The sequence below is a fragment of the Claveliimonas monacensis genome (assembly GCF_014982975.1).
GTDB lineage: Bacteria > Bacillota > Clostridia > Lachnospirales > Lachnospiraceae > Claveliimonas > Claveliimonas monacensis.
In genome coordinates this window covers 214,380-239,192 of the sequence record NZ_JADCKL010000002.1, presented here as the reverse complement: position 1 = coordinate 239,192, position 24,813 = coordinate 214,380, and the positions used below count along the sequence as shown (strand labels likewise).

At 51.4% G+C, this 24,813-nt stretch carries 30 protein-coding genes and 1 tRNA gene; 18 read left to right on the top strand and 13 right to left on the bottom strand.

The window, feature by feature from the left end; all coding sequences use genetic code 11:
- Positions 1–382: 382 nt before the first annotated feature.
- Together INF30_RS04330 and INF30_RS04325 are read left to right on the top strand one after the other, a co-directional pair.
- Positions 383–748, top strand: coding sequence for a hypothetical protein (locus INF30_RS04330; protein WP_226394344.1), 366 nt, complete (start codon positions 383–385; stop codon positions 746–748).
- A gap of 21 nt (positions 749–769) precedes the next feature.
- Entirely contained in the window at positions 770–1,471 is a 702-nt protein-coding gene (locus INF30_RS04325) for a metallophosphoesterase (RefSeq protein WP_076780668.1), read from the top strand.
- A gap of 6 nt (positions 1,472–1,477) precedes the next feature.
- On the opposite strand, the gene INF30_RS04320 is transcribed toward INF30_RS04325, so the two are convergent.
- Entirely contained in the window at positions 1,478–2,164 is a 687-nt protein-coding gene (locus INF30_RS04320; RefSeq protein WP_076780670.1) for a YoaK family protein, read from the bottom strand.
- A 177-nt stretch (positions 2,165–2,341) separates the two neighbouring features.
- Here INF30_RS04320 and INF30_RS04315 point away from each other — a divergent pair, with 177 nt between their 5' ends.
- From INF30_RS04315 to INF30_RS04305, 3 genes are all read left to right on the top strand, one after another.
- The gene (locus INF30_RS04315) at positions 2,342–3,244 is read left to right on the top strand and encodes a LysR family transcriptional regulator (protein ID WP_226394343.1); all 903 of its coding nucleotides are present in this window, start codon (positions 2,342–2,344) and stop codon (positions 3,242–3,244) included.
- Between the two features lie 152 nt (positions 3,245–3,396).
- Positions 3,397–4,461, top strand: coding sequence for an alanine dehydrogenase (locus INF30_RS04310; protein ID WP_311135997.1), 1,065 nt, complete (start codon positions 3,397–3,399; stop codon positions 4,459–4,461).
- Positions 4,462–4,506: 45 nt separating this feature from the next.
- Positions 4,507–5,811, top strand: a complete 1,305-nt coding sequence (locus tag INF30_RS04305) for a Na+/H+ antiporter NhaC family protein (RefSeq protein ID WP_226394341.1) — start codon at positions 4,507–4,509, stop codon at positions 5,809–5,811.
- A 62-nt stretch (positions 5,812–5,873) separates the two neighbouring features.
- On the opposite strand, the gene INF30_RS04300 is transcribed toward INF30_RS04305, so the two are convergent.
- Both INF30_RS04300 and INF30_RS04295 read right to left on the bottom strand, forming a co-directional pair.
- Positions 5,874–6,167: a phage holin family protein gene (locus tag INF30_RS04300; RefSeq protein ID WP_226394340.1), complete on the bottom strand. Its 294-nt coding sequence runs from the start codon at positions 6,165–6,167 to the stop codon at positions 5,874–5,876.
- A 148-nt stretch (positions 6,168–6,315) separates the two neighbouring features.
- Positions 6,316–6,388: transfer RNA gene (locus INF30_RS04295), tRNA-Ala, on the bottom strand.
- A 193-nt stretch (positions 6,389–6,581) separates the two neighbouring features.
- Between INF30_RS04295 and arcC the strand changes: the two genes are divergently transcribed.
- From arcC to INF30_RS04240, 11 genes are all read left to right on the top strand, one after another.
- Entirely contained in the window at positions 6,582–7,511 is a 930-nt protein-coding gene (arcC, locus tag INF30_RS04290) for a carbamate kinase (protein ID WP_076776019.1), read from the top strand.
- A gap of 242 nt (positions 7,512–7,753) precedes the next feature.
- Positions 7,754–7,966, top strand: a complete 213-nt coding sequence (locus INF30_RS04285) for a helix-turn-helix transcriptional regulator (protein ID WP_076776021.1) — start codon at positions 7,754–7,756, stop codon at positions 7,964–7,966.
- A gap of 1 nt (position 7,967) precedes the next feature.
- Entirely contained in the window at positions 7,968–8,417 is a 450-nt protein-coding gene (locus tag INF30_RS04280; protein ID WP_076776024.1) for a hypothetical protein, read from the top strand.
- 165 nt (positions 8,418–8,582) lie between these two features.
- Complete coding sequence (locus tag INF30_RS04275; protein WP_076776027.1) at positions 8,583–9,356, top strand: ABC transporter ATP-binding protein; 774 nt, start codon at positions 8,583–8,585, stop codon at positions 9,354–9,356.
- 3 nt (positions 9,357–9,359) lie between these two features.
- On the top strand, positions 9,360–10,574 hold the full coding sequence (locus tag INF30_RS04270; protein WP_226394492.1) for an ABC transporter permease: 1,215 nt from the start codon (positions 9,360–9,362) through the stop codon (positions 10,572–10,574).
- 105 nt (positions 10,575–10,679) lie between these two features.
- Positions 10,680–10,934, top strand: coding sequence for a PRC-barrel domain-containing protein (locus tag INF30_RS04265; protein WP_076776028.1), 255 nt, complete (start codon positions 10,680–10,682; stop codon positions 10,932–10,934).
- Positions 10,935–11,003: 69 nt separating this feature from the next.
- Entirely contained in the window at positions 11,004–11,465 is a 462-nt protein-coding gene (gene nrdR, locus INF30_RS04260) for a transcriptional regulator NrdR (protein WP_076780675.1), read from the top strand.
- Positions 11,466–11,469: 4 nt separating this feature from the next.
- Positions 11,470–12,708, top strand: a complete 1,239-nt coding sequence (locus INF30_RS04255) for a threonine/serine exporter family protein (RefSeq protein ID WP_226394339.1) — start codon at positions 11,470–11,472, stop codon at positions 12,706–12,708.
- Between the two features lie 125 nt (positions 12,709–12,833).
- A complete protein-coding gene (truA, locus tag INF30_RS04250) occupies positions 12,834–13,568 on the top strand; it encodes a tRNA pseudouridine(38-40) synthase TruA (RefSeq protein ID WP_226394338.1) in 735 nt (244 codons plus the stop codon).
- Positions 13,569–13,600: 32 nt separating this feature from the next.
- Entirely contained in the window at positions 13,601–14,353 is a 753-nt protein-coding gene (xth, locus tag INF30_RS04245) for an exodeoxyribonuclease III (RefSeq protein ID WP_226394337.1), read from the top strand.
- Positions 14,354–14,382: 29 nt separating this feature from the next.
- Positions 14,383–14,922, top strand: a complete 540-nt coding sequence (locus INF30_RS04240; protein WP_076776035.1) for an isochorismatase family protein — start codon at positions 14,383–14,385, stop codon at positions 14,920–14,922.
- A 43-nt stretch (positions 14,923–14,965) separates the two neighbouring features.
- On the opposite strand, the gene ymfI is transcribed toward INF30_RS04240, so the two are convergent.
- Positions 14,966–15,712 carry an elongation factor P 5-aminopentanone reductase gene (gene ymfI, locus INF30_RS04235; protein ID WP_226394336.1) on the bottom strand — a complete coding sequence of 249 codons (747 nt, stop codon included), beginning with the start codon at positions 15,710–15,712 and terminating at the stop codon, positions 14,966–14,968.
- Positions 15,713–15,963: 251 nt separating this feature from the next.
- A complete protein-coding gene (locus tag INF30_RS04230) occupies positions 15,964–17,172 on the bottom strand; it encodes an MFS transporter (RefSeq protein WP_226394335.1) in 1,209 nt (402 codons plus the stop codon).
- A gap of 122 nt (positions 17,173–17,294) precedes the next feature.
- Between INF30_RS04230 and INF30_RS14710 the strand changes: the two genes are divergently transcribed.
- Together INF30_RS14710 and INF30_RS04220 are read left to right on the top strand one after the other, a co-directional pair.
- Positions 17,295–18,218: an AraC family transcriptional regulator gene (locus tag INF30_RS14710; RefSeq protein WP_226394334.1), complete on the top strand. Its 924-nt coding sequence runs from the start codon at positions 17,295–17,297 to the stop codon at positions 18,216–18,218.
- Between the two features lie 129 nt (positions 18,219–18,347).
- On the top strand, positions 18,348–18,884 hold the full coding sequence (locus INF30_RS04220; protein ID WP_226394491.1) for an HD domain-containing protein: 537 nt from the start codon (positions 18,348–18,350) through the stop codon (positions 18,882–18,884).
- 53 nt (positions 18,885–18,937) lie between these two features.
- Here INF30_RS04220 and INF30_RS04215 read toward each other — a convergent pair whose 3' ends face one another.
- The 8 genes from INF30_RS04215 to INF30_RS04180 all read right to left on the bottom strand — a co-directional run bounded on the left by INF30_RS04215 (position 18,938) and on the right by INF30_RS04180 (position 24,700).
- Positions 18,938–19,711 carry an ABC transporter permease gene (locus tag INF30_RS04215; protein ID WP_226394333.1) on the bottom strand — a complete coding sequence of 258 codons (774 nt, stop codon included), beginning with the start codon at positions 19,709–19,711 and terminating at the stop codon, positions 18,938–18,940.
- On the bottom strand, positions 19,686–20,645 hold the full coding sequence (locus INF30_RS04210; protein WP_226394332.1) for an ATP-binding cassette domain-containing protein: 960 nt from the start codon (positions 20,643–20,645) through the stop codon (positions 19,686–19,688). The genes INF30_RS04215 and INF30_RS04210 overlap by 26 nt, the downstream gene beginning before the upstream one ends.
- A 106-nt stretch (positions 20,646–20,751) precedes the next feature.
- Positions 20,752–21,393 (bottom strand): TetR/AcrR family transcriptional regulator, encoded by a 642-nt coding sequence (locus INF30_RS04205; protein ID WP_226394331.1) that lies wholly within the window; start codon positions 21,391–21,393, stop codon positions 20,752–20,754.
- Between the two features lie 61 nt (positions 21,394–21,454).
- Positions 21,455–21,796, bottom strand: coding sequence for a hypothetical protein (locus INF30_RS04200; protein WP_226394330.1), 342 nt, complete (start codon positions 21,794–21,796; stop codon positions 21,455–21,457).
- 31 nt (positions 21,797–21,827) lie between these two features.
- Entirely contained in the window at positions 21,828–22,280 is a 453-nt protein-coding gene (bcp, locus tag INF30_RS04195; protein ID WP_087174262.1) for a thioredoxin-dependent thiol peroxidase, read from the bottom strand.
- 161 nt (positions 22,281–22,441) lie between these two features.
- Positions 22,442–22,579, bottom strand: coding sequence for a hypothetical protein (locus INF30_RS04190; RefSeq protein ID WP_157888378.1), 138 nt, complete (start codon positions 22,577–22,579; stop codon positions 22,442–22,444).
- On the bottom strand, positions 22,576–23,061 hold the full coding sequence (locus INF30_RS04185) for a transcriptional regulator (RefSeq protein ID WP_226394329.1): 486 nt from the start codon (positions 23,059–23,061) through the stop codon (positions 22,576–22,578). The genes INF30_RS04190 and INF30_RS04185 overlap by 4 nt, the downstream gene beginning before the upstream one ends.
- A 61-nt stretch (positions 23,062–23,122) precedes the next feature.
- The gene (locus INF30_RS04180) at positions 23,123–24,700 is read right to left on the bottom strand and encodes a recombinase family protein (RefSeq protein WP_264176856.1); all 1,578 of its coding nucleotides are present in this window, start codon (positions 24,698–24,700) and stop codon (positions 23,123–23,125) included.
- Positions 24,701–24,813: the final 113 nt, after the last annotated feature.

Here is a 24,813-nt window from a genome sequence, read left to right as displayed (position 1 = left end):
TTATCATGGGATTACGATCCGCAATGACACATTTGAACAGAGCGCCGGACAGATCGAGCAGCTTCTGGCCAGCGGCAGAGCCGCGGGCGGGAAGAAAGACTATCTGGAAAATAAAGGGCCGGAGCTACGCTGATGTATGTGGAGAAGACAGAGAACAGGCGGCTGGCATGTATCCCTGGTTCCGCAGGGGGGAAGAAAAAATAGTCAGACTGAGAAAAAATGCCTTGAACTGGCGGAGTATACGTATGATGGCCGAGCTGGACAGGGGCTGCACAGCCTGATGTTTTACAACGAGTTTCTTCTTTTTATGCTTATGCTTTGGTGCTACAGGGGGAATACACGAAGGCAGGGCACGGAAGGAGAAGGAGTCTTCCGCGATGTTATGAGTTATATTGCGGGTATGGATATACATGAAGTCTTGAAAGCGTATAGCCAGGCTGAAAGAAATTTTGCGGAATATTTTCGGAAGTATATGATCCGTCCGCTTGAGAAATGGCCCGTTGTACTCCGGTCCGGGAGCGGAGAGATGACGGAGGAAGAAAGGTCAGAATACACGGCGTATGCGATCCGTTTCTTTGAGGCAGTGCTTGACATGAGCCAGCTGTTTTTTGAATGCTGGCCGGAACCGGATTTTGAGAAGTTTGTGAACCATAAGCTACTCTGTCATTACAGATACCTGAAAAGAAGGCGGATTTTCCTTCCCAGAGATTTGCAGAAAAAAGTATTTGAAATGAGTATGAAACAGTGAGGAGTACATAGAAGGACAAATATGCAGTACGTAATGAGTGACATCCACGGAGATCTTGCGCATTTTCGGAGGATGCTAAAAAAAATAGGCTTTTTACCGCCTGATAAGCTGTACATACTTGGTGATGTGCTGGATAAAGGGTGTGAGCATCTGCGCATGCTTGCTTTCGTCAGAGAAAATCCCAATATGCTGCTGATCAAGGGCAATCATGAGTATCTCTGTGAACGGTATCTGGCAGGTACCGTGAGCGGAGAACTGTGGGATAAATGTGGGGGCGGGGGAACACGCCGGGAGGTGGATCTTCTGTCCCGGGAGGAGAAAGAAGAGCTTTTGGATTATCTGAGAGGACTTCCTGTGTACTGGAAGGTGGAGGCTGCCGGGCAGGAGTATTTTCTGACCCACTCCGGCTACCACGCGGACTTTCCGGTGCTTTGCCCGGATAAGATCAGAGTGGATATCGAGGCCTCCGTGAGGGCGGCAGTGGAGTCAGATCAGGAGAGATATCTCTTTTCCGATGATATTCACTATATCCCTGCAGGACTGTGTTTTGACAAAAAAATAATCGTAGGACATTATCCTACGATCTTTCTGGAAGATTACCATCAGGCCAACATCTTCCACGGGAAAAAATACATCGATATCGACACCGGAAACGAGTGCCGGGAAGAGGGGGGATGCCTGGCATGCCTGTGCCTTGACAGTGGGCGGGAGTTCTATGTGTGAGGGAGCCTATCCCCTTTCTTCTGCGCCGGCTGTCACAGAAAGAGGGAGCCAGTCGTTTGCCAGGCAGACTGTGTACAGGGAGATGGAAAGGGGCATCAGTGCAAGCCAGATGCTTCTTGGGCCGATAAAAGATCTGGCTACAAAGGAACAAGCGACACCCACATGGAAAAAGAGCAGAGTACAGCCAAAGAACTTTGCCTTTACCGTGTGGGTTTTATCTTTATTTAAAAGCACTTCCGTGGCAGCCATTGTGAACTGCTTCAGGTTGTTGGTGGAAAACAGAGTGGAGCTGGCAAATCCCTTAGCGCCCTTGAAGCTATTCCACTGGAAGGCGGTGGCGAAGAAGAAGGGGTAGAGGGCCAGGACCGGATGGATGTCCGCAGGAAACAGCCCGGCCATGACCGCGGCAGCTGCGTCCAGAAACAGGCTGGCTACCTGCAGATCGATCCGGCTGTGCTTTGGAAGCCAGACCGTCAGTGCGATGGCAGCTACAAAGAGAAAGACGCCGCCAAGGCGCAGGCAGGCGTCGGTGAAGTCATGCCCCAGAAGATCTGTCACAAAGTAGATCATATTGGCAGTCTGCGCGTTCCCAAACAGATCGCAGAAGCTGAGGATCGTATAGACCCCGAAAAATCCTCCGACAAAAGCCATCATATAGTGAAGGGGTGTCTCGTACTTTTTCTTATTTTCCATCTGTATTCACCAGCTTATCCAAATTTTTGAGAGAGCGGCGGTCTGTACTGCCGCCCGGGATATTATAGCATATTGCATACGTATATAAAAATACATATAATATATGAAGAAACATATAAAAAAAGTATGATAAAAAAGGCGCCTCCATCAGGGATGCGCTGATAAGGAGGAAATTGCGTGGATATTAAATCGCTGAAGTATTTTCTGACGGTGGTGCAGGAGGGCACGATTACCCGGGCGGCGAAAAAACTGTGCATCGCCCAGCCGCCCCTGAGCAGGCAGATACGGCTTCTGGAGGAAGAACTGGGGGTTACTTTATTTCTGCGGGGAAAGAAGAAGATCCAGCTGACGGAGGAAGGGAGATTCCTCAAGCAGCAGGCGGAGGAGATCATCGAGCTCATGGAGAAGACCCGGGAGCAGATGGGCAGACTGGGAGGCGGCGTGCATGGACTTGTATCTGTGGCAGCAGTGGAGTCCTTCGGTATCGGCCTTCTGTCAGAGATGGTGGAGACGTTTCACAGAGAGTATCCCCAGGTACATTTCCAGATCTGGTGCGGAAACAGCGATGAAGTCCGTGACAAGCTGGAGAGGGGGCTGGCAGATGTGGGAATCGTGCGGGCGCCGGTCTACATGGAACAGTGTGAGCAGATCTTTCTTCGAAGTGAGCCCTGGGTGGCAGCCATGAGCCGGCGACATCCCCTGGCAGCAGAAGAGGGGGATGAGGTGCGGCTGGAGCAGCTTGGCGGGGAGACGCTGATGATCCCTGTCCGTGCATCGCTGCAGGAGGAGATCAACCACTGGTTCAATGAAATCGCCCAGGACAGAGAGATCCTCTGCTATTATAATTCTTCTGCCTCCATGTTGCCGCTGGTGGAGCGGGGCATGGGCATCGCCATCTGCCCGGGGGCTGCCAGATACTTTGCCGGGGGAGAGGGGATCATTTACAAGACGATCGTGAAACCCAGGAAAGAGTCACGGCTGTATATGGTCAGGCGGAGATACCAGATGCTGCCGCAGGCTGCCGGAGCTTTCTGGGATTTCGCAGGCAGAAAATTCTGCGGTGTGGGCGATCTGCTGTGAGTGAATGAAAATGTATGCATAAATTCGAAATAAATATTCTTGAACTTATACTTGTATACATGTATAACAAAGAAGATACGCATTGTTTACAACACCCTTTCCGTTTGGGAGGGTGTTGTGTGTGAATATATATACAAAGCAGTGAGGTGTACGTGCAGAAAGGCGCAGGACAGAAGGCAGGCTTCCCGGATGAGAAGTACGCGGCAGCAGGCGCTGTCATGGTGGACACAGCAGAGGAAATCTACGGAACCTGTGATTTTGTGGCAAAGGTAAAAGAATTTGAGCCGTCTGAGTACAATCTGCTCCGGGAAGGACAGATCGTGTTCACCTGTATCCATCCAGCCGCACACCCGGAGGAGGTGCAGGCGCTTCTTGACAAGAAGGTCATCGCGTTTACGGCGGAGGACTCCCACAGATACGGTTCCCCCAACTGTGAGGCGGCAGGAAAGCAGGGAGCCCTTATGGGTCTTGAGTCCATGCTGACCATCAACGGAGGAAAAGGAAAGTTTGTCAGCGGCCTTGGCGCAGCTCCCGGCATGAAAGTGCTGATCCTTGGAGGAGGCACAGTGGGACAGGCTGCCCTCAGCGTCCTGCACGCCCTGGGAGCATGGGTGACTGTGGCGGATATCAACATCGGACTTCTGCGCACGCTTCAGAGCCAGTACAACCAGAGCATCAATACCATGATTTCCAGCAGGGAAAATATTGCCGCTATCCTTCCGGAGACAGATAGGATCCTGAACTGTGTGAAATGGCCCAAGGGAAATACAGAGTACCTAGTGACAAGGGAGATGGTACGCAGCATGGAGCCGGGGTCTGTCCTTGTGGACATTAGCAATGACGAGCAGGGAGCCATCGAGACCTTCCACGAGACCACACATGAAAATCCGAGATACGTGGAGGAGGGCGTGGTTCACTACTGCGTAAGCAATATTCCGGGAGCCATCGCAAACTCCACATCCGTGGCCTACGCAGCGTCCGTGCTTCCGCATTTCCGGAGCATTCTGAACAATGGTGTGGTACAGGCCTGTGCAAAAGATGGATTCTTAAGAAGAAGCCTTACAACATACAAAGGCTATCTGACCCATGAGGAGACAAGCGCTCTGCAGAACCGTCCGTGGATCCGTCCCGAGGACATTCTGGGTATCGCGGACCAGAAACTGGATCCGGCGCCGCCGGCAACGGTGACAAGATCCGACAATTTTATCAGTCTGTAATGCATGTACAGCAAAGGAAAAATAAGAGAGAAATGAGGTAACACCATGGAGACAATGGGATTTATTTCCGTCATTCCGGCAATACTCGCGATTGTATTGTCCTTTATCACAAGAAATACGATCGTCTCCCTGACGATCGCCTGCATTGCGGGAACGCTGCTGGCAGGACAGGGGATCTTCGGCTTTCCCACGCTTCTGCAGAACAGCCTGGGAACAACCAGCTTTTCCTGGGTTATGCTGCTGAATACATTTATCGGCATTCTGGTGGCTTACTTCCAGAAGACAGGTGCCATCCAGGGATTTTCCCAGAAGGTTCATGAGAAAAACTTAAGCCGCAGAGGCGCCCAGCTCATGGCCTGGGTACTTGGTATCTTTATCTACTTCAGCGATTCCTTCAGCCCGCTTTTTGTCGGTTCTGTTATGAGGAGCATCACTGACAAGGCGAAGGTTTCCCGTGAGAAGCTGGCCTACATTGCGGATTCCACATCTGCTCCGGTAAGCGTGCTGATGCCCATTACCGGCTGGGCGGCGTACCTGATGGGCCTGGCTGTGGGCGTGGGTTGTATCGCTACTACAGAGGATGCATCCCGTCTTTTCCTGCGGGCTATCCCGTTTAACTTTTATCCTATTTTTGCCGTGCTTTTCGTAGGCCTTCTGGCTTCCGGCATCATTAAGGATTTTGGTCCCATGAAGAAGGCGGAGAAGCGGGCCTGGGAAGAGGGAAAAGTGATCCGTGACGGAGCCACTCCTCTCATCGGGAAAGAGCTGACGGACATGCAGCCCTATCCAGGACTGAAGCCGAGAGTTGTGCTGAATTTTATCCTTCCTGTCTTTGTGATCATCGGCATTGCTCTTGGTACGTACATAGCCTTTGACTCAGCCAAGACAATGGAGGCATTTCTCTTTGTGGTGATCATCATGACGATCAGCATGATGATCCAGGGCATTTCTTTCAAGGAAGTTATGAACACGCTGACAGACGGCGTGAAGGGAGCCATCCCTGCTGTCATGCTGCCGGCCGTGATTTTTGCCGTGGCGGCCATCATGTCTTTTGCCACAGGATCTTCCTGGGGAACATTTGCCATCTGTATGCCTATCGCCCTTCCGCTGGCATTCAGCTTTACGGACAACCAGATGAGCCTTCTCATTGTGGCATGCTTCGCAGCAGTGGCAGGCGGCGGTGTGTTCGGAGACCACTGTTCCCCGCTGTCAGATACGACCGTTCTCTCCTCCACAGGAGCGGCTTCGGATCATATCGATCACGTGAAGACCCAGCTTCCCTACGCACTGATCTGCGGTCTTCTGGCCTTCATTGCCTACCTGATCATTGGTATTTTCTTTATTCAATAAAACAGCTATAAGACAAAAAGACAGCGCTGGAGTTTCAGTAAAGCTCCGGCGCTGCTTTTTGCTTATTCCGTTTTTCCGATCTGTTTGACGATCTGATTGACGTAGGTTGAAAGCCCCGCTACAAGGATTCCCTGGACCAGTGCAGTGAATACAGCCATGGCTACTTCCTGACCGGTGCGAAGGGGGCTGGTGGCCAGCACCCAGACCGCGCACAGGACAATGCCGATGGCTCCCAGTATAAAGGGGATATACTTGTCTTTGAGCGTCTGGATCTGCTTGAGCCATACGCCGATAAAATATAGGATGACGGTGACGATCATCAGTTCCGGTTTTATATAACTGGTGAGCTGTTCCATGTTATACTCCTTCAGAGTGTCTGTTTTACAATGCTCTGGTTCAGTATATGCAGGGAACGAGAGGAGGGTGAACATCTGCCTGACCACAGATCCTGAGTTACAGAAAAAAGCGGGGTTTTCCGGCTGCTCCGAAACCCCGCTTCTGCAATGGAGCATACGGGATTCGAACCCGTGGCCTCCACAATGCGAATGTGGCGCGCTCCCAACTGCGCTAATGCCCCATAAGGAAATTATACCACTTCAGATAGAGAAATCAAGAAAATGTACCGGAAAATTTTGTGATCAGACAGGAAGTATGATACGTAAAATGCATTGCAATTTCCGTGAAAAGATAATATAATTTCTTTATATTTATCATAAAAGACAGACAAAAAAAGGTCTTAAAAGCTATAGAGGCGTAAAGGAGAAAGAGCGATGAAAAAAAGAGTAGTAGTTGCATTAGGACACAGAGCGCTGGGGAACACACTGCCGGAGCAGAAAGAGGCGGTGAAGAGGACGGCTGTCGCTATTGCAGATCTGATCGAGGAAGGGTATCAGGTGGCTATCACCCACAGCAACGCACCCCAGGTGGGAATGATCCACACTGCCATGAACGAATTTGGAAAGGTACATCAGGATTACACACCGGCTCCCATGTCCGTATGTTCAGCCATGAGCCAGGGATATATTGGATATGATCTTCAGAACGCGATCCGGGAAGCCCTGCTCAACAGAGGGATTTACCGCACAGTCAGCACCATCTTGACTCAGGTAACTGTGGATCCTTATGACGAGGCTTTCTACACACCCACCAAGGTGCTGGGACGGTACATGACAGCTGAGGAGGCCAACGAGGAGCGAAAGAAAGGCAATTATGTGATCGAGGAGGCGGGCAAAGGATTCCGGCGCGTTGTCTCTGCGCCAAATCCGGTGAGCATCGTGGAGATCGATGCCATCAAGGCGCTTGTTAATGCGGACCAGGTGGTCATCGCATGCGGCGGCGGCGGAATTCCGGTTATGGAGCAGGATCACCGTCTGAAAGGAGCCAGCGCAGTGATCGAGAAAGATCTGGCGGCTGGAAAGATGGCGGAGGAGATTGATGCAGATGAGCTGATCATCCTGACGAGCGTGGAGAAAGTCCACATCAATATGAACACACCGCAGGAGTCCGAGCTGGGAGAGATCTCCCTTGCCCAGGCAAAACAGTATATGGAAGAGGGGCATTTCGGCGTGTATAATATGCTTCCCAAGTTCAAGGCTTCTGTAGAGTTCATCGAAAAGCGTGAGGGAAGAAGCGCTCTGATCACATCCTTTGACAAGCTGAAAGATGGTCTGAAGGGAAAAACCGGCACGATCATACGGTAAACCGCAGACGCAGGTGTGTGAAGAAGAAAAAGAATGAGTAGGATATTGATCCTGGCCGTGGAGGAACACGGCCGGGATTTTTTATGCCGGGAAATGTTAAAAAGATAACAGGTAACGTAATACTTTTTAAAAGTATTACGTCCGAAATAAATAATTGTAAAATATACTTTACATTTTGTGTAAAGTTGACTATACTTAAAATGTAAAGCAAACTATACGATTGTGAAGGGAATGTCAAGCCTATGAAGACTCGGATTCAGGAACTGCGCAAGAAATACAAGCTTTCCCAGGAGGAGCTTGCTCTGGCGGTGGGGGTCACCCGGCAGACGATCATTTCGCTGGAGAGGGAGAAGTACACGGCGTCCCTCGTGCTGGCCTATAAGATTGCCAGATATTTCGGGGTGACCATTGAAGATGTGTTTGATTTTTCAGAAGTGGATGAGGAGGAGATGTGAGATGAAGGAGTACAGAGCAAAGTTAAAGCGGCAGATCATATGGATGACAGCCGGGATCCTTTTTTCCTGCATGGTCATTGTGATCTGTTGCGTCAGTGCTGTGCAGCTGGGGGCGGACGAGCATGAGGCCAGCTTTATGAGAGGATTTCAGAGCGGCCTGTTCTTTGCCTGGGCAGCCATCGCTGTCTATGGGATCGTGGTAAATGTCCGGGCGCTGCGTGATGACAAGCGTCTGCGGGCACTATACATCAAGGAGCATGACGAGCGTCTGCAGGCCATCCAGAGGGAGTCGGGACGGGCGGCCTACTGCATCAGTCTGTTCGGACTTCTGACAGCAGCCATTGCGGCAGGATTTTTCAGCATGACCGTGTTTGCGGCGCTGATCGGAGCCGTGCTCTTTGTCAGTGTGGCGGGACTGGGAGCAAAGATCTGGTTCCATAGAACGATGTGACGCATGCCCGTGTAATATGGCCTGGGAAATTGTGTAAAATTTAAGGAAAAAGTATTGACAAATTTTCGGGGGAGGATATATTATTGTGTTAAATCAATAGTACAGATATTCGAGGCAATAAATAAGAGAAAAGGAACATCCCTCGGGAGGAAAGGAAATAAGGCTATGATTGAGATCAGAGATCTGACAAAAGTGTACAGACTGAACAAAAAACAGATGGCTGAGTCCCACACGAAAAATCCAAAAAAGACAGCTGTGGACCATCTCAGCTTAACAGCAAAAAAAGGTGAGATCTACGGGCTTTTAGGACCCAACGGGGCCGGGAAGACAACTACTTTGAGGTGTATTTCCACTATCATAAGGCCCACCAGCGGTGAGATCTACGTGGACGGACATGAGGTGCAGAAAGAACCGGAGGCAGTCCGAAACAGCATAGGTTTTCTCACAAGCGACATCAAGCTGGATGACCAGTTTGACGCGGACTATATGTTCCGCTTCTTTGGCCGGCTCCACAAAGTGCCGGAGGATGTGCTTAAGAAGCGCAGGGACGAACTGTTTGACTACTTTGGTATCAGCGAGTTTGCCCACAAGAAGATCAAGGAGCTGTCCACAGGTATGAAGCAGAAGGCGGCCATTGCTGTCAGCCTTGTACATGACCCGGATATTGTCATTTTTGATGAGCCTACCAACGGGCTGGATATTATCACAGCCAGAAATGTGACGGATTATCTGAAAAAGCTGCGGGATGACGGCAAGCTGGTCATCATCTCCACACATATCATGTCTGAAGCCCAGAAGCTCTGCGACCGGATCGGCATGATCATAGATGGGAAAAAGGAGGCGGAGGGCACCCTGGATGAACTCCTGACAAAGACATGCACCAATGATCTGGAGGATGCTTTCTTCCAGATCTACTCAGCGCGAAAGGGGGTCATGTAAATGCTGAACGGTATCAAGCAGATATTTGGCAAAGAGATGGCCAGGATACTGAAGGACAAGAAGATGGTCTTTTCTGTCTTCCTTCTCCCGGTCCTGATCATGGTGGTCCTGCTCACGATCATCAACAATCTGGCAGGCCAGATGCAGTCCGATATAGAGGAGCATAAAGCCATCGTCTGGATGCAGAACGAGCCAGACAGCTTTGAGACGTTCCTTGCATCGGCGGGGGCGGAGTATGACATCCGGACCATTGATTCTGACAGCGACAGAGGGGAGGCAGAAGATGCGATCCTGAACGGGGATGCAGACCTTCTCATCGAGTTCCCGGTAGACTTTGACGCAATGATCGCCGGCTTCCAGGAGGGAGATGCAGTTCCCCAGATCAAGACCTACTACAACCCGTCGGAGGAGTATTCCTCACAGGCGTACCAGGAAATCTCCGTGGGCGTGCTGGAGTCTTATCGACAGACCCTGCTTGCCGGCCGGGTGGGTAATCCGGATGCCATCACAGTATTTACCGTGAATTCGGACAATGACGACATGGTGATCCAGGATGACGAGAAGGCCAGCGGCCAGGCCCTCGGCATGATGCTTCCTTACTTTATCACCATCCTTCTCTTTGCGGGCGCCATGGGAATCGGGACAGATATGATCGCCGGGGAGAAGGAGAGAGGAACCATGGCAAGCCTGCTGGTAGCGCCTGTGAAACGGTCCTCTATCGTCCTTGGAAAAGTATTTGCCCTGATGGTAGTGTCGGGCATTTCTTCTCTGGTTTATGTGGCAGGCATGGTGATCTGCACCCCCTTTATGATGGACTCCATGACCGGCATGGATGAGGCCCTCAACCTGAACCTGGGGCCGGACCAGATCCTTATGCTTGGGCTGCTCCTTGTGGCTATCGCCTTTCTGTACTCAGCCGTGGTGGCTCTCATCTCTGTCTTTGCAAAGACGACAAAAGAGGCCAGCAGCTACATTATGCCGGTATATATGGTGGTGTTGGTAGTAGGGCTTCTTACTATGTTCCGGATGGGAGACGGAGGTCCCTGGGACTACTACATCCCGTTCTACAACAGCGCCATTGCTCTCCAGGCGATCCTGAGCCATGAGCTGACCATGTCCCAGTACCTGATCACCCTTGTGGAGACACTTGCGCTGGGCGGTATCCTGACGGTGCTGATCGCCAGGGCATTCAACAATGAGAAAGTCATGGCTCTGTAAGAGAAAAACAAAATCGAATAGCAGCAGCCAGGACATCGGATAAAAGAGCCTTGTGCTGTCACCGGACACTTTGCGTCTGCATAAGATGAAAGGGGAGGTGACAGCATGAGGCTCTGTGATTTTCAGCAGAAAGAAGTGATCAATGCCTGCGATTGCCGGAAGCTTGGCTATGTGGCTGACCTGGTATTTGACGAATGTACAGGCTGCATCGAGTCAGTGATCGTCCCCCGGGGAGGACTTCTGTGCGGATGGTTTGGGGATGACGGAGAGTATGTCATTCCCTTTGACTGTATCCGGAAGATCGGACCGGACATCATCCTGGTGGAGATCCATGAAGAAAAAAGGCGCAGGCCAAAGTAATAAATTGACAAGTCCGGCCGGAGGGATATATACTTGTCTTGAATATCAAGAAAGGACGGAATGACCAAGATGAAATGCCCATATTGCAACCATCCGGACACCAGAGTCATTGACTCCAGGCCGGCAGATGACGGTAATTCCATCCGCAGAAGACGCTCCTGCGATGTCTGCGGAAAGCGGTTTACCACCTATGAAAAAGTAGAGACCATTCCACTGATCATTATTAAGAAGGACAACAACAGGGAACAGTACAACCGCGGAAAGATCGAAACGGGCATTCTGCGGGCGTGCTACAAAAGACCTGTGTCTGCAGCGGAGATACAGAAGTGTATTGACAGAGTCGAGACAAAGATCTTTAGCCTGGAAGAAAAGGAGATCCCCAGCAGCACGATCGGCGAGATCGTTATGGATGAGCTGAAAAAGCTGGATGAGGTGGCTTACGTCCGGTTTGCGTCTGTGTACAGGGAATTTAAGGATGTGAACACCTTTATGGATGAGATCAAGAAAATACTGGACAGAGGAAATGCGTAAGACAATGGACTATCAGCGGATTTTGGAAGGCATACTTGACATAGGAGAAGCTATGCTCTGCAGCGGAGCGGAAAATTTCAGGCTGGACGACACCATGTACCGGATGTGTAAAAGCTACGGCTTCAAGCGCTATGACGTGTTTGTCATTCCCAGCAATATCCAGATTACAGTGGAGACGCCGGAGGGAGAGATCCTTACACAGATTCGGCATATTGAGTCCACTGGCATCAACTATGACCGTCTGGACTATATGAACAATCTGGCCAGGTATGTGTGCGCCCACACGCCGGACGCGGATGAGCTGCACAGGAGATATGTGGAGGTCATGAATCGCAAAGAGCAGCCCCTCTGGCTCACCTACCTTGCCGGGATCATGGGCGGCACCGGATTTGCCGTCTTTTTTGGCTGCGGCATGACAGACGCCTTTGTGGCTGTGCTCGTATCGTTTATGATCGTGTTTGTGGGGAACTGGCTGGGAAAGCGGGAGGACAATCTTCTGATCTACAATTTGATCCTGGCTTTCCTCTCAGAGACAGTGATCATCGGCATGGATTCCCTTGGGATCGGGACGCACCCGGACCGGATCATGATCGGGATCGTCATGCTGCTGATCAGTGCCCTGAGTACCACCAACGGGATCAGGGAGATCCTCCAGAGAGACTTCCTCTCCGGTCTGATCAATATCATGAACTCTATTCTGGGGGCGGCGGGCATTGCTTTTGGGATCGCCATTGCCATGAAGCTGCTGGGGGAGGGAGCCTACGATGGATTTACCCTGAACCACAGTGTACCCATTCAGCTTATCTCCTGTACAGTGGCCTGTGTGGGATTTGCCCTGTGGTTTAAGATTCAGGGGAAGCAGGTCATATTTTCCGGGATCGGAGCTTTCTTTACATGGGCGATCTACTGTCTGGTGTATGAGATATGGCCCAGCAATTTTGGGGCAACCATGGCGGGAGCCGTGTTTGTGGCGGCATTTGCCTTTATTATGGCAAGGGTCAACAAGGCGCCGGCCACCATTTTCCTGACAGCCTCAGCCTTTCCCCTGATTCCCGGACCTAATCTGTACTATATGATGTACGGCTGGGTCAGCGGCGACAGCGCTATGGCCAGCCAGGAGACCAGCGTGTTGCTGGAGACCTGCCTGGCGATTGCCCTCGGTTTTCTGATCGTGGACGTGGTGTCCCGGTGCATCCTCTACGCGGTGCGCAGGGAAGAATACAGAGGAGAAAATATCATCTGATAGCTCCAGAAATAAATTGCGCATCCTATAGGAAAGTGCTATGATAAAAGAGGAAGCATATACAGCTTCTTCTTTTTTGATATACAAAATTTTTTCAGATTTACAGATAGATCGGGTGTGTGCATATGAGAAACTATAAATTGACCATTGCCTATGACGGCAGCCGCTACCAGGGATGGCAGCGGCAGGCGACGACGGACAATACGATACAGTACATTATGGAGTGGAGCCTGGGGAGGATCGTTGGCTACCGGGTACAGGTGGACGGCTCGGGAAGGACAGACAGCGGTGTTCACGCAAGAGGGCAGGTGGCCAGCGTAAAGCTGTCCGGCCTCTATGAGCCGGATGAGCTGAAAGCTGCTCTGAACCGCTATCTTCCGGAAGATATCCGCGTTCTCAAGGTGGAGCTTGTAAAGAATAACTTCCATGCGAGAAAAAGCGCCAAGGGAAAGAAATACGAATACTATATAGACTGCAGGGAAAAGCCGGATGTGTTTTCCAGGCGCTACTGCTACCATTATCCGGAGAAACTGGACATAGAAGCCATGCGGGATGCTGTGAAATATCTCATCGGCGTCAAGAATTTTGCCAGCTTTACGGACAACAAAGAAACAAACGATACAGTCCGCAGGATCTACAATATCAAGATCGTGCGCTCCGGGGAGAAAGTGAGGATCACCTACTATGGTTCCGGTTTTCTCTACCATATGGTGCGTATCCTGACAGGGACGCTGATCGAGATCGGGACAGGACGGAGGGATGCCAGCAAGCTCCCGGTGGTCATAGCGGCGGAGGACCGCAGCCTGGCGGGATTTCTCGCTCCGGCCAGAGGCCTGTTTTTGAGAAAAGTATATTATTAGATGGCAAATAGATAACAAGGAGAAACTAGACTATGAAATTGATTTCCTGGAATGTGAACGGCCTGCGGGCCTGTGTCCAGAAAGGCTTTGCAGACTTTTTTAAAGAGGCGGATGCGGACATCTTCTGTGTCCAGGAGACAAAGCTGCAGGAGGGACAGATCGACCTGGAGACCCCGGGTTATCATCAGTACTGGAACTATGCTGTGAAGAAAGGATACTCCGGCACGGCTGTGTTTACGAAGGAAGAGCCGTTGTCTGTATCCTACGGCATCGGCATGGAGGAGCATGATCAGGAGGGCAGGGTCATTACCCTGGAGTACCCGAAGTTTTATTTTGTCACCGTGTACACCCCCAACTCCCAGAATGAACTGGCAAGGCTTCCCTACAGGATGCAGTGGGAGACAGATTTCCTGGCATATCTGAAAAAGCTGGAGGAAAAGAAGCCTGTGATCTTCTGCGGGGACCTGAACGTGGCCCACAGGGAGATCGATCTGAAAAATCCGAAGACAAACAGGAAGAATGCGGGATTTACAGATGAGGAGAGGCAGAAGTTTACCGAACTTCTGGAGGCTGGATTTATTGATACCTTCCGCTATTTCTACCCCGAAAAGGAGGGGATCTACTCCTGGTGGTCCTACCGGTTTAAAGCCAGAGAGAAGAATGCAGGGTGGCGTATTGACTATTTCTGTGTGTCCAAATGCCTGGAGGACAGGCTGGAGGATGCGAAAATACTGACAGATGTGATGGGATCTGACCACTGTCCGGTGGAGCTGGATCTCAAATAACAGGATAAAAGAAAGGGGAGGGCGCATTTATGAGGATCGAAAGAGAACACACGGCAGCCATTGTCATTGATTACCAGGAGAAACTGATGCCTGCCATGGACAGAAAGGAAGCTCTCACTGAGAATTCTTCTATCCTGCTGGCGGGGCTGCGCACATTGGGCATTCCCATGGTGCTTACCCAGCAGTACACAAAGGGACTGGGAAGTACAGTGAAAGAACTGACCCGGGCTGCGGGGACAGAAGAGTTCGTAGAAAAAATCCGCTTTAGTGCCTTTGAAGATGTGATCAGAAGCTGTCCGCAGATACAGGAGAAAAAATATATCATCCTGTGCGGTGTGGAAGCCCACATCTGTGTGCTGCAGACATTGATCGATCTGAAGGAGGCAGGCTATGTGCCTGTTCTTGTGACAGACTGTGTCTCCAGCCGCAGAAGGGCAGACTGCGAAACAGCTTTCATAAGAGCACAGCAGGAGGGAGCCATCCTCACGACATACGAGGCCCTGCTCTTTGAGCTGCTTGAAAAAGCCGGGACAGACGAGAGCAAGAAGATCCAGAGGCTTGTAAAATAAGAAGCACAGACGTAAATGGAGGGTATATCTGATCTGAGGCAGATCAGATATACCCTCCGTCTATTCCTATGATCTGTCCGGTCATATAGTGGGGAGCATGGGAGATCTGCCACACGAGATCCGCCACTTCCTCCGGCGTTCCAAAACGGCCGGTGGGAATCTCCTCTTTCAGCTCCTGATTCTCTTCGGGAGAAAGCCAGCCGTTCATGGCTGTGTCGATGACGCCGCAGGCGATGGCGTTGACCTGGATGCCGCTTGGAGCCAGCTCTTTGGCCAGCGCCCTGGTCAGTCCGTGGATGCCGGACTTGGCGGCCGAGTAGGCGGCCTCGCAGGATGCCCCCACGGTTCCCCACATAGAGGAGATGCTGATAATCCTTCCCTGTTTCCGGGTCACCATAGGCGGGATGGCGCTGCGGCAGCAGTAGAAGACGGAGGACAGATTGGTGTCAAGAAGTCTTTGCCACTCGGTGTCTGTCATGTCAGTGAGCAGTCCCATATGGGCGATGCCTGCATTGTTGACAAGCACGTCCAGGCAGGGACAGATCTGATAAATTTTCTCAAATATCTGCCGGACATCCGCCGGGCTGCCCACGTCTCCCGGAACCAGGGTACAGTCTCCGGGAAGATGCTTCTGGATTTCTTCCTGGACCTCCTCCAGCTCATCCAGGGATGAGCGGCAGTTGAGAAAGACGTGCCACCCCTCCCGGGCAAATCGAAGGGCGCAGGCCCGGCCAATGCCCCTGGAGGCTCCTGTGATAAGTGCGTATTTTGCAGACGGTTTTGCGGACATGAACATTCTCCTTTTTCCCTTTTGCTCCATTTTACAACAGAGTCCGGTCTGGTGTCCAGCCGGCTGTCCGGGCGCGTATTTTTATTGCCGTTTCTTCAGTGCATATAAAACAGCTCTCATATCCTTTGTCTGTGACTTTGGGTTCATACAGGATATCCAGCCCGGTGTCCAGCATGTCCACGGTCAATTTGTTTACCGTTTCTGTATTATCCACAGAAAATACGATAAAAGTATGTCCTTCTTCAGTTTTTTCAACAGACAGCTTCCCTCTCATTGCAGCAGCCCTCCTTTGGTTTTTTGGCGAGTGCGATTCCCGTCAGCAGAAGGAGCGGGAAAATGACACCTGCCAGAACGCCCGCTTTCAGATTGTCATCCATTGCTCCGGATACCAGGCCTACCAGGGTGGGACCTGCTGAGCAGCCTACATCTCCGCCAAGGGCCAGTAAGGCAAACAGGGCCGTTCCGCCTTTTGGGAGAGCGGCAGAAGCCTTGCTGAAAGTACCTGGCCACATGATGCCGACGGACAGACCGCAGACGGCGCAGGAGGCCAGACTGAGAAGAGGGAATGGCATGAGCGAAATCCCAAGATAAGACAGAACGCACAGAGCCCCGCTATAGACCATGAAGCGTTCCAGGTGGATGAGATGACCGTATTTTCCGTAAAACAGCCGTGACAGTCCCATCAGGACGGCAAATGCCATGGGCCCTGCCAGGTCTCCCGCTGTTTTGGAAATCCCCAGACCCTTCTCGGCAAATACAGACGCCCACTGGCTCACCGCCTGTTCGCTTGCCCCGGCGCATACCATCATGACAAGCAGGACCCAGAACAGCCTGTTTCTGAACAGGTCTCCTGTTTTCATGCAGTCTTCACCGCCTTCTTGCAACGGAGCTATAGGAACCCTGGCAAACGCAAAGGCATTGCAGATGGGGAGGATCGCCCAGGTCAGTGCCAGCAGCTTCCAGTTTTCTGTGCCTGCAATCTGGAAAAACAGTGTCGATACAAGCACAACCCCCGCATAGCCCCAGCAGTAAAATGAGTGGAGCATGCTCATGGCCTTCTCCTTGTGCTTCGTGGGGCAGGCTTCTACAACAGGGCTGACCAATACTTCGAGGAGTCCGCCTCCGACTGCGTAGATCATGACAGAAATCAATATGCCGGCAAATGGAGCAGGCAGGATTTCAGGCAGGACAGTGAGGAGGATCAGACCTGCAGCTGACAAAATATGGGCTGCGATCATAGAGACTCTGTAGCCGATCCTGTCCACAAAAGAAACGGAGAGAAGATCGGTCAGAAGCTGTATCCCGAAGTTAAAGGTCACGAGCAGCGTGATCTGTGAAAGCGGGATATGGTAGATGTTCTGAAAAAGTAAAAATAGCAGCGGCGCAAAGTTGTTGACGACAGCCTGTACGATATATCCTGTAAAACAGGCTGCTATTGTTTTTGTATATTTGTTTGACATGTTTGTTCCTCCTTGCTTCAGATGGGATTATATCACATAAAAAACGGGAAGACATTGAATAAAATCACTAAAATATGGTATAATATCACAAAATTAAATTCGTTTGATATGAGGTGAGGACGGTGGGAGTCTGCAGGACGATCACGGATGAAACGCTCCGGGAAGCGGTATCGCACGGGAAAAGCGATTATCCGTTTGCGTACTATCCGGAAGATATATGGAGATTTGATTTTCATAGGATCGGCTGGCACTGGCATAACGAGCTGGAGTTTCTTGTGGCAGCCAGTGGAAATGCGGTCTGCTGTGTCGGAGAAGATAAGATCAATCTGCCTCAGGGATGCGGCGTGTTTATCAACAGCGGTATCCTGCATCGGTTCGAGGCATATCAGAGCGTATATGCACCCAACATTGTTTTCGCACCGTCACTCCTTGCACCGGAAGAGTCCCTTATTTATCAGAAGTACGTCAGACCGGTCATAGTACTCTCTGCTCCATACCAGATCCTTGAACCTCATATTGTATGGCAAAGACAGATCCTCCAGATTTTGGGACAGATTTTTGCGCTTCAGGAGGAAGGAGGAAGAAACGAGCTTTCTACTGTCAGGATGCTTCTGGAGATATGGGATCTGCTGGAGAAAAATATGGCGCAGGCATCCGGTCTGCCGAAGCTGCGCCGGCTGAACCATAAGCAGGCGCAGCTGCAGACCATGATACAGTTTATCCACGACCACTATATGGAGGAAATAACACTGGAGGAGATCGCGGGGGCGGCCTCTCTGAGCAAAAGTGGCGCCCTGCATATTTTTCAGTCAGGCATTCATACATCCCCGGTAGCGTACCTTATAGGTTACCGGCTGTCCCGTGCGGCGGCGGAGCTCCTGACAACCCAGAAGCCGGTTTCTGTTATCGCATCGGACACGGGCTTTGCAAGCGCCGGCTATTTTTGCCGGAAATTCCGACAGCATTACCATATGAGCGCCGGAGAGTACAGAAAGGGAAAGCAGGGGAAGAATATGGCGGAAAGGATGTATCAAATCAAACAATAGAGTTGCTATTTCTGTCCACTGATGCTATGATGTATGCATAATTTAGACAAGTTATTTTTGCAGGGAGAGGAGAATTCGGAGACAATTATCATTAGCGATGGAAGCAGAGGATGAAAAAGAGGTATGAATATGATCGACAGGGCAGTTGAATTTGCGACGAAGGCTCACGAAGGACAGTTCCGAAAGGGGACAAGGCGCCCCTATATCGTCCATCCCATAGAGGTCAAGGACATTGTGTCCACCATGACCCGGGATGAGGAGGTGATCAGCGCTGCGGTGCTCCACGACACCATTGAGGACTGCCAGGGAGTGACCCGGGAAGTGCTGGCGCTGGAGTTTAGTCCCAGGGTGGCAGCTATGGTGGCGGGAGAGAGCGAAGACAAATCCAAAACCTGGCTGGAGAGGAAAAGCGCAACGATCCAGTCCATCGGGAGCGCCCCCAGGGAGGTGCAGATGATCGGACTGGCAGACAAATTGTCCAACATGCGGGACATTGACAGGGACTATCCCAAGGTGGGGGAGGAGCTCTGGAACCGCTTCCGCATGAAAGATAAGAAGATGATCGGCTGGTACTACAAGGGCATCCGGGATGCCCTTGCCAAGGACTTTCAGAAAGAATCGGTATTCCAGGAATACTGCCGGTTGATCCAGAAAAATTTCGGTTAGGAAAAAAGACCAGATACGCAGAGTGGGGAAGCTGCATATCTGGTCTTTTCTTTTTACCTGCTCAGTCTTTTTTGCATAGCTAACACAGAGACCGGGTAAAAGACGACGGTGAGAAAAGCGCACCAGATCAAGGCGGCAGCGAGAGTACCGGCATCTGTAGGGGCACCTGCCAGGGCGGCTCTCATGGAGTCGATGACAGGGGTCATGGGCTGATACCGGGCAAAGGTCCGCAGCAGGGGCGGCAGATGTTCGGCAGGGACAAAACCGGAACTCAGATAGGGCAGGATGATGGCCAGAGAGGAGAGAGAACTGGCGCCCTGGGCGCTTTTTGACAGAATGCCCACAGTGGCAGAAAGCCAGGACAGCGCCAGGATCATGCCTGACAAAAGGAGGAATGAAATCCCCAGGCCCGGCAGGCTGAGGGCAGGGCGAAAGCCCATTAGCAGTGCGATGAGGAGGACGACAGCAGATGTCACAAGGCTCCGTCCGTACGCCTCCAGTACATGGCCGGATAGGAGAGTTCTCCGGCGGATGGGAAGGGTGGCAAATCTGCTCATGATCCCACTGGTGATATCCTGGTTTATCATGATGGCAGTGGTGGAGGACCCCTGAGCCGCACACTGGATGAGAACGCCGGGGACGATGTAGGCTGTGTAGGATGTGCCGCCTACATGGATCAGGCTGCCGAAGAGAGAGACAAAGAGCAGCATCATGAGAGCGGGGAGTAGGATGCTGGTGAGAAAAGTTTCCGGGTTTCTGCAGGACAGGAGCAGACAGCGCCAGGCGATAGTGAGGGTGTCCCTATAGTTTCGCTTTGTTTTTTCCATACGATTTTTCCTCCTTGATCATGGTTAAAAATACATCTTCCAGTGAGGGGGAAAGCTCTGAGAATTTCCGGACAGAAATGTGTCCCTCCCGAAGATGGCGAAAGAGTTCTCTCAGAGTATCTGCCCTTCCGTCTGTAAATACGGTCAGAGCGCATTCCGCCGGATGGGAGCTGGTCTGCCATTTTCCAAGAAGAAAGGCCGCACATCGCAGATCCTCCTGGTCACGGAAGGTAAAACGCACGGCTCCTTGGGGCAGGAGAGATTTCAGCTGGGAGGGGGTTCCCTGTGCCAGGATCCTTCCTCTGTGCAAGATGCCGATCTGGTCAGCCAGCTGCTCCGCCTCCTCCAGGTACTGGGTGGTGAGGAGGACAGTCATGCCGCCGTCCCGGAGTCTGCGGACAATCTGCCACATAGCCAGGCGACTCTGGGGATCCAGGCCGGTGGTGGGCTCATCTAAGAAAAGGACACTGGGACTGCCTACAAGACTCATAGCGATGTCCAGCTTACGCTTCATTCCTCCCGACCAGCTGGAGACTCTTCTGGATGAGGAGGCGGAGAGATCAAAATATTCCAGAAGCCGGACCGCTGATTTTTCGGGGGCTGACAGGTGGTGCAGACGACCCATGATGAGAAGGTTCTCCATTCCAGTCAGGCTCTCGTCCAGGGCGGAGAACTGTCCGGTCAGACTGATGACCCGGTGGACCTTCTCTGGCTCTTTTGCTACATCAAATCCCTGGATATGGGCAGTCCCTCCATCGGGGCGGATCTGAGTGGTCAATATGCGGATTGTAGTGGTTTTTCCGGCGCCATTGGAGCCAAGGAGAGCGTAGATGGTCCCTGTGGGAACTGAAAAGGTGACATCTTTCAGAATCTCTTTGTCTTTATAGCTCTTTTTCAGTGAGGATACGAAAATCGATACATCTGTTTTTTCCATGGAGGACCTCCTTCTTTGAGTTGTGTTTTGTATTTCCATGTTCAAATTTTAATACCGAACGAAGGTATGTATAAGTTTAATATAAAATTGCCTATGAAAGGCAATCTTATACGTCCTGCTGCAGAGCAGGGTGATTTTTGATCAGGTCAGCCGCCTTTTTATCATAGATGGGAAGCCCCATCCTGGCAAGCACTTCACAGCTGCACTGGTACCTGCGGAATATCTCCTCGGCACTGCCGGGAAAGACGGATGGGATCAGCCAGACATCCAGAAGGACCATTAGCTCGGACAGCTCCTTGGGATAGTCTGTCTGGATGGAACCGTCACGGCAGCCTTCCTCGATGAGTTCCAGCCAGCGGGGGCATAAGGTGCGGCGGTTTGTCTCCAGCATCCCTGCCAGGATCCGGGGATTTTTAAGGAGTGGGACAGCATGGGCGGAAAAGCTGGCCTGCTCTTCGTTGGACTGGTTCAGCAGGATGGCCAGCTTCATCTTTTCCAGGCCATTCAGATCCGTCCGCTTCTTTACCTCCTCAAAGGGATTATTTTTGAAAAAGAGCCTGTCTCCCAGGGCATTCAGGATATCTTCCTTTGACTTGAAGTGGTGGTAGATGGCACCCTTGCTTAAACCCCCCAGCTCGTCTACAATGTCCTGGATCGTCGTATGGTCATATCCTTTTTCCAGAAAGAGCCGCTGTGATACATCCAGTATCTTCTCTACAGTGACTTCCGGGTACTTGTTTCTCGCCATGGCATCCTCCTACATACATTCGTTTGGTATGTATATAGTATAGCGGGCAGAGCGTAAGGTGTCAATGATTTTTCATACTGATAGTATAAATGACAGCCCTGAAGAGACACCCCACTCCAAGCCCCAGGTATCCGTCCGCCAGATACCAGAGGACATGTGGAAGGGCGGTGGCATTGTAGTGGATGGGAACTGTGGGAAGGAACAGGGCGCATACGAGGAGCGGATAGGCATATTTGAAAGGGGCCCGGGACAGAGCGCCCAGAAGAAGAGAGAGGAGAAAAGTGGAGAACAGCAGGACGACCACCAGTCCCATCATATCAGTGGGGCCGGCGGTCAGGGGAAACAGATAAAACATGACAGCCTGTATCAGAGCAAGTACAAGCTCTTTCCTGTATTTTTTCATCCTTCTGCCCTCCTTTCCGGGCCGGGGCAGACTACAGCTCTGCCAGCATCTGGGCCGGGTTGTCGGCTGCCTTCACCTTCCCGAAGGCTTTGACAATGGTGCCCTCCTCATCGATCAGGTAGGTGGTGCGCACCACGCCCATGGTCTTTTTCCCGTACATATTTTTCTCCTTCCACACATCGTAGGCCTGGATGCAGGTGAGCTCCGGATCGGAGAGCAGGGTGAAGGGAAGGCCGTACTTTTCCTCAAATTTCTTGTGGGAGGCCACGCTGTCCTTGCTGACGCCAAGGACGACAGCGCCCTTCTCGGCAAACTGGGGATAGAGGTCCCCGAAGCCGCAGGCCTGTTTGGTGCAGCCGGGAGTGTTGTCTTTGGGATAAAAATAGAGGATGACCTTCTTTCCCCTGTATTCCTCCAGTGTGTGCATGTCTCCGTTCTGGTCCGGCAGAGAAAATGCCGGTGCCTTTGTTCCGATTTCCAGCATAGTGGTTCCTCCTTTAATCTGAAAATTTATTCTGAAATAAAGGGTATCCCCATCTTGCGCAGGGATTTCCCATAAAATGTCCGGGTTTCCTCGTCGGGGAAGGCAGCAGGACCTGAAACCCGTCTGCGGCCAGGCCTGTGTCGCTGCAGTGCCACTCCACGTCAAAAAGCATTTCCCGAAGCGCCTCCCCGGTGAGCTTTGCCGTTTTTTTTGGAAATCTTATCCGGCGCCTCTACAACCTGCATGCCCTCTTCCAGGGGCTGCGCAGGGGCGCTGTCAATGCAAAGCTTGATGATCATATGTCTGTGTCCCTTCCTTTCTCTGGTGCGGTGTCCTCCTCTCTGACGAGGCTGACCCGCAGAAAACTTTCCTTTACTTTGGCGGCATACTGCAGCTCATAGGACGTTTTTCCATCCAGCATGGCCTGTGAGATAGCCGCGGTCTCCTTCTGGACATCCGCCTCGTGGGCATACCAGCCGAGCATGGTCCTGTTCTCGCCCCAGAAGGAGGAGCTGTCCACTCCGAAGAGGGCAAAATGAGGCGCGTCCGGGTGGCTGGATACGCGCATGGACATCACCTTATAGCAGTTGACCAGCTGTTTGCCGTCGTGGCTGCGGATCATGATCTTGCCTGTGGACACTGCCGCGGGGGCGGGAGCGGGAGAGGCCGGTGACGGGCTCTCGGAAGCAGGGCCTGCCTGCTCCTGGCTGTCTGACTGGTCTGAGACCAGATAGTCCAGGGAGACCTTCAATATCCGGGAGAGGGTGATCATTTTCTCCATCTCCGGGTATCCGTTTCCAGTTTCCCTTAGTTAAAGATATTGTTGGGTATCTCAAGATGTGTCATTCGATTTTGCCGATAAAGCGGTAGAAGATTTCTACCTCCTGTTCCCGGCTTCCGTCCTCACTTTTGACCGCTTCATGGATAAGGATTTTTTCAATCAGCGTATTCAGAAGTTCAGCCGTCAATTCTGTGGGATTGACATACTGTTTCATCAGACCTATCCACTTTTCAGCGTCAACCGCTGTCTGGGCGGCGGCCTCCATCGCTTCGTGAAGCCGTTCAATTTTTGCGTCCAATTCTCGCTGTTCGCCCTGATACTTTTCGGACAGCATATTGAAATTGTATTCTGTAATGCGTCCGGCAGACCAGTCCTCATACATTTTTGCAAACAGGGTGTCTACTTCTGCTTTGCGTTTTTCCGCCTTTTTCAGTTCGGCTGTCTGCCGCTTCCTTGCAGTATTGCGTTCCTTGTCGCTGGCGTTAAGTAGCCGTTTCAGAAGTTTGTCCCCGTCCTGCTGTGCCAGCACAGACCAGTATTGCAGACGGGAAAGGACATAGGCGTAAAGCACATCATAACGGATATAGTGCATGGAACACTGGTGCAATCCTTGCCCGTACTTGCTACAATGGTAGTGGGCATAGGGATTTTTGTTCTGACTGTTCACACCATAGGCCAGCGACCAACCGCAGTCCGCACATTTTACCAGCCCGCAAAATATCTGCGTTGTGCCGTTCTTCTGCCGTCTGCGCCTGTTGCAAATCTGCTCCTGTACTTGACGGAACACATCTTCGGAAATAATCGCTTCGTGGGTGTTCTCCACACGATACCATTCCTCTTTTGGCTTGCGTACTTTCTTCTTGTTTTTGAATGAAATGTTGGTCTGCTTATTGTGGACGCTGTGTCCGATATAGGTTTCCTCTTTCAGAATACTTTTTACCTGCGCTATCGTCCACGCATAGGCTTTTTCCTCCGGCGCTCCGGCATAGATATTTGCGAAAGTGCCGTATCTCTGGAAATTCAGCCAGCCGGGAGTAGGTACTTTTTCTTCGACCAAAATCCGTGTAATGCTGGCGGCTCCCCGGCCATGAACGGCAAGGTCAAAAATCTTTTCGATAATCCACCTTGTTTCCGGGTCAACCAAAAGATGACCTTTCTTATCCGGGTCTTTGACATAGCCCAGCGGGGCATAGGCTCCATAGTGTGCGCCATTTGCAAACCGTGTCCGCATGGCCGCTTTTACCTTTTTGCTGGTCTGGCGGGCGTGCATTTCATTCAGAATGTTGAGGAATGGGGCAAGCTCATTCTCTCCGTTGATGGTGTCCACATTGTCATTGACAGCAATATAGCGGACGCCTCTGCTGGGAAAGTAGATTTCCGTGTACTGGCCGGTCAGAATGTAGTTTCTGCCTAAGCGGGATAAATCCTTTGTAACAACGCAGTTGATTTTCCCGTCCTCAATGTCATCAATCATTCTCTGAAAATCCGGCCTGTCAAAGTTCGTTCCAGACCATCCATCGTCGATATATTCATCTATGACATTCAGGCCATGCTCGGCGGCATATTGCCGGAGCATCATGCGTTGTGTCTGAATACTCCCGCTTTCTCCTTGCAGTTCATCGTCCCGGCTCAATCTCATATAAAGCGCCGTGTTGTAAATCGTAGTATTGTAAGGTTGTTTCACCGTTAAAAATCCTCCTTCTAAAGAAACAACCCACGCTTACAATACTTTTGCTCTATGGCAATTATATC